Source organism: Ruminiclostridium papyrosolvens C7 (genome assembly GCF_000421965.1).
GTDB lineage: Bacteria > Bacillota > Clostridia > Acetivibrionales > DSM-1351 > Ruminiclostridium > Ruminiclostridium papyrosolvens_A.
The window spans coordinates 1-5,745 of sequence record NZ_ATAY01000005.1 but is presented as its reverse complement, the minus strand read 5'-3'; the positions used below and the strand labels follow the sequence as shown (position 1 = coordinate 5,745).

Below are 5,745 nucleotides of genomic sequence, written 5' to 3'. Positions count from 1 at the left end.
CAGTTTTCCACTGCTTCCAATGTCAAATCGAACTTGGACGACTTGCTGTTTATGTAATGCTGATTAAATTTCAAGCCTTGAATTTCAAACTTTGGTATGTCCATATTTTGCATTACAAGCATAGCATCAAAAAGAGGATTTCTGCTAATATCCCTTCTTATGTCCAACTTTTCTACCAACTTATCGAATTGATAGTCCTGATACTCAAAAGCTTTTAATGCGCCTTTTTTTACTTCTTCAAGAAAATATAAAAACGACTTATCTCCTACCGGAAAATTTCTCAACGATAAAGTGTTTACAAACATACCTACAATATTTGATACATCGGGATGCTTTCTACCGGCTACAGGTGACCCTACAACAATATCTTCCTGTCCTGAGTACTTGGAAAGCAGCACATTGTAGGCCGCCAGAAGAACCATAAAAAGGCTCGCCCCACATTTATCTCCGAGCTTTTTCAGTTTCTCTTTAAGATTATTTTGTATACTAAACCTTATGGAATCTCCACTAAAGTCTTTAATTGCAGGTCTGTTGTAATCCAGTGGCAGTGACAATAATGGTAATTCTCCCTTTAATCTGTCCAGCCAATAATTTTCCTGATTCTTCAAAACATCTGTCTCTGAAAAATCATTTCGCCATTGTGCATAGTCCTTATATTGAACTTTTAATGGATTCAAATTTTCGCCTCTATATAAACCTGCAAAATCTCTTATTAGAATACCCATGGATGTTCCGTCAGAAATAATATGGTGTATGTCCAATAACAGGATATGCTTCTTATCCGATAACTTTACAAGTTTGACCCTCATAAGTGGTGCTTCAAATAAATTAAATGGCCCAATAAACTTTTCAGCTAAAGATTTTATTATTTCATTAACATTTTCATATGAACTCACTTGCAGGGTATCTGTTTCAATACTAAAATTAATACTCTTATGTATCTTTTGAACAGTTTGACCTTCCACAACCTCAAATGAAGTCCTCAAAGATTCATGTCTCTGAACCAAGTCATTAAATACTTTCTCAAGCCTTTTGCAATCAAGATCTCCCTCAATAATCATAACGACCGGAATATTATAACTTGTCCCTACTTCACCAAGCCTTTCCAGGGAAAAGACTCTTTTCTGTGCAGGAGTGACCGAATAATAGAGTTTTTCAGAAACAGGTTCTATACATTGATATTTTCTACTATCAGCTTTTTTTATGTATGACAAAATCTCATTTAAAGTACCATACTCAAATAACTTTTCAATTGGAATCTCTACATTAAAATGCTTTTGAATTCTTGAAGCCAGAATTGCTGACTTTAAGGAATCTGCCCCCAACTCAATAAGATTTTCATTTAACCCAACGCTTCTAAGCCCTAACACACCGCAACAAATATTTTTAAGGGCTTCTTCCGTAGTATCCCCGATGTTGCCAATATTTTCAACGGGCTCATTATTTGTTAATTCTTTAAGCTCACTAATTAATTTGTCAAATTCTCCATTTTGGTACATCTCTCCAAGTTTGTACCTTTGAATTTTTCCGCTTGTAGTTTTTGGAAAGCTTTTAACAGGAATTACATTTTCTATTTCCAGCCCCATGTGCTTATATATGTGCTTTTTCAGGTTAGTTGCCAGTTTAACAAAACTATCTGTTTTCTTTTTATACACAATAAATAGTATTATGTCATCTTTTTGGGAAGTTCTATTGAACACGCCACATGCAGCAGCCTTCCCAAGTTCTACACCGTCAATACCTTCCGAAACCCTTTCTACATCATGAGCATAATAATTCTGACCATTTACAAAAATAACGTCTTTTGCTCTCCCGGTAACAATCAGCCTTCCGTTTTTAAAAAATCCCAAATCTCCGGTATCAAGCCAATTCTCTTCCCTAAAGGCTATTAATGTAGCATTTCTGTTATTATAATAACCCGAAGTTACATTATTACCCTTTATTTCGATATTACCTACTGTATTTTCACCCAGAACTGTACCGTTATTGTCACAAATCCTAACACTACAGTCTGTTACAGGATAGCCAACATCAGCAAACTCTATTGCACTTATGTAATCTTTTCCGTCAAATTCCTTAATACTTTGTCCTATATACAAGAATTCACGGTCAAGTTTAATAGACGCAAGTTCCTCACCATGTGGAGGAAATGTTACTGCGAGACTGGCTTCAGCCATTCCATATACATTAAACAAAACGTTTGATTTTAATCCGTATACTGATAACTCATCTAAAAACTTTTTACAAAGTTCCACAGAAATAGGCTCTGCGCCATTAAAAATTATTCTTACATTGGACAAATCCCAGTTTTCAGCTCGTTCAGCCTTATAAAACTCAAGAAAGTACTTATACCCGAAATTAGGTGATGAAAGTATGGTAAGCCTATGTTCATTAGCTTTTTTAATCCAAAGAATCGGGTTGCGGATAAATAGTGAAGTATCCATTATATACTGATTTATACCAGCTGCCAGAGGTGCTAAATGAAACCCGATTAAACCCATGTCATGGGTTAAAGGCATCCAACTAAGAGAAGTATCTTTTTGTGTTACACATATGCCCGAAAGTATTGCACTAACATTTGTCAACAAATTACCGTGAGTAAGTATTACTCCTTTCGGATCTCCGGTTGAGCCCGACGAAAATTGTATAAAAGCGATATCCTCAGGAGTTGATTTATACAGTTCTCCCATACCGTTGGCCTCTGTTATATCTTCTATAAAAACAGTTTTTCCTTTGACTTCTTGTATTTTATCTTGCTCTATGCCGTCTTCCAGGGATTTTTCAAGGATATTTGTTTCTTTATCTGTTAAAAGATATGCATTATTTAACACTTCCCATATGTTAAATAATTTCTGTCTGTGTTCGCTTTTGTTTCCCACCGCTACAGGAATAGGTATTATACCACCCAGTATACATGCCCAGAAACAGCAAACAAACTCATAATTATCCTTTATTTGAAACACCAACTCGTTTCCACGGCGTATTCCATTTTTCTGAAGGTTATACAATATTCCGAGAGCTTTTTCATATAAATCGTAATATGAAATAAATACCTCATCAAATTCACCCGAAATAAAAGTAACCCCTTTATTAACAGGTTTGTTTACAATCAAATCAACCAGACTATTGTATAAGCTCATACTTTATACATCTCCCATTTTTTAATTGTGATTATAAAGTCTTTATACTGCCGGAGTTTAGCAATATAACTCTAATAAATCCAATTACATTCGATAATCATAAATTAAAGAGTTATATAAAAATCAATATTAATATTTTTAAAGCTTATTGTATTGATAAAAAAACGAATGACAAAGTCATAATAATGCTTAATCTGCATTATGTAGTATTATTTGAACTTGTATGAATTGTGTAATAAATAATGAAATTTTATTTAACATGAAATAAGCTGCGTATATTAAAAGTTAAAAATTATCGTATACTTTGTCGTTATTTTATATGTAATATGTTACTATATAATGGTTATTTTGTCAAATAAAGAATTTATCTGTAGTATTATTTGAAAAGGAAAAATATTTGCTGTAGCTTAAAATGAATTAATAATTCCTATTCTTTCTAGTTTAAGTGTTTGCTGTTGTAAATCTCCATTACTGATAATGCCCAATCTATATCCTGAAAGTTCATGTAGACACGGTGTAACATCTTCAAAAGCTACCCAGTTTTCTTAATACTTAGTTAAATAATAGTTAAACTTAATTTCCGCATCATTACTTGAAAGATTAATATCAAAATGTGTATTTATTTCTTTCATTCTTTTGAACCGTCGCTATTCAAAAGTTATCTCCCCTTTTAAATATTTATCAAAATATTTATCAGAAACTTGGTTCCATAACATATAAAATTTATCTTCATTAGCATGAATTTCATGTTTATATCTGTTATAAAATGCTTTTACACCAAGATACCCGGACTTACTGTGATCTATTAATGTATTGTCTATATCAAAAAAATCATTTTCGTTCTCCTTGAAAAACCCTTTATTATATAAAATACTATATTGGATAAATTATCTCAAGATTTAAAGCCATTCGTGTTATAAATAAATTAAAGGCTTGCTCTATATATGAATCATAATAAAAGCAAGCCTTTAATAATTTACATTGTTTTATTATTCGTTATAAGTTATTGTTGGTGAATCTTCCCTATCTAGGCTTTTGTCATTGTAGAAATAATTCAGAGAACTGAAGAAATCAATAGGCTTTCCTGTATTTAAATCAAACACAAGAATATGATTGACATTTACAAAGTCAGATGAGTCAAGATCTCTAGGAGTAATTCTTCCATTAGGATCCACAAAAGATTTGGAATAATTTAAAGGATTAGAATTTTCAGTAATTGTTTCATAATATGTATATCTGGTACCTTCATTTAAATATAACAATATTGCATTATCAGAAGATGCATATTGTGATTTATACGTAACAGGGGCGGAAAGTGTCCTAACTTTAACATTTTCTAAAATCATCTTCTTGGTTTCTGTAACTAGCTCCTTCACAGCCATAACATCTCTTTTCCAATTTAAATGACTGTTAGATGCTGTAGTATCCCAACTAAACACATATGCTCCATTTGCATAAACTTCTTGATTTGCATATGATATAACCAACTGTTGTAAAGAAGGAGTAATTGCATTGATGCTGCTAAATTCACCTGCCGGATTAGTAGCATTGATTTGCAAATCATAATTATCCCCAACGGAATCCTTAGAAGATATCAGAAATAAATAATCGCCCTGTTCCAGTCCACTATTTGCTATTATGCTGTTTGAACTCTCTACAATATCAGTAGGTAAAGCTTGACCTGTTATATCATCAATTTTATAAAGGCTTATTGTGTAATCAGCATTACTTGAAGCTAATTTAGCCCAAATAAAGGTATCTTTCGTTACAGTAAAGTAAACGTAATTTGTATTATTCTCAGCTGTTAATATTCCATTTTGAATCAATCTTGGATTATTTTGTAAAAATACGGTAGTTGAAACTACGTTTGATGTCATATATGCACTCGCACCGGAAACTACTTTTGCTACTTTATTTGCCTTTAATTTTATTGCCGGCTTACTATAGTCTATATTTACATGGCTTTTTATGTTTACATTTGCGATATTAATATTTGCCGTATTAGCATTATCACCACTTTCAGCAAAAGCAGTCAACGAACTACTTAGCAATACCGCTACCATACAAATTGATACTATAGTTCTAAAAATCGTTTTCATAAAATTTCTCCTTAAGTTTTAAATTTTTGTTAAACACAATTAGGGGAATTTATGATTTTTAAATATACTTAACCTCCCTCTTTAAACATCTCCCTAAGCAAATATCCCCATGCGGTCACAAGTAAATAAGCCCTATTTGCTTAGGGGAACAGAACTTACCAAATATCGAGCCTAATGGAAATAGAAATTCTAAGACAAGAACGTGGCAAATTATTACATTTATTGTATATTATGTTTCCAATAATGTCAAAGCGAATATCAAAATTTTTCAACAATATTAGAATACTATGTCCTTAGCTGTTTAATTATTAGATAAAGTAAGAATTTGTTAAATTCATTTTGTAACATTATGTAAAAATATTTTGTTATATTTTGTAATACAACTTTACACTCTTACATATCAGCTTTATAAGTTTTTACTAATTAAGAATAAAATGTAACTTCCCATTTAAAAAGAGATATTCAAGAACAAATTTGAAGCAGCAAAAAAAGACCCTTATAGGATC

2 protein-coding genes and 1 pseudogene are annotated in these 5,745 nt (G+C 31.9%); all 3 read right to left on the bottom strand.

Annotated features, from left to right (window positions below; genetic code table 11):
- Nucleotides 1–3,140, bottom strand: a 3,140-nt coding sequence (locus L323_RS21605; protein ID WP_020813720.1) for a condensation domain-containing protein, incomplete at its 3' end; no start/stop codon positions are given.
- Nucleotides 3,141–3,547: 407 nt separating this feature from the next.
- Nucleotides 3,548–3,658 (bottom strand): annotated as a pseudogene (locus L323_RS42045) (HAD-IA family hydrolase); the annotation flags it as partial.
- 471 nt (nt 3,659–4,129) lie between these two features.
- The gene (locus tag L323_RS21600) at nt 4,130–5,239 is read right to left on the bottom strand and encodes a hypothetical protein (protein ID WP_020813719.1); all 1,110 of its coding nucleotides are present in this window, start codon (nt 5,237–5,239) and stop codon (nt 4,130–4,132) included.
- Nucleotides 5,240–5,745 lie beyond the last annotated feature (506 nt).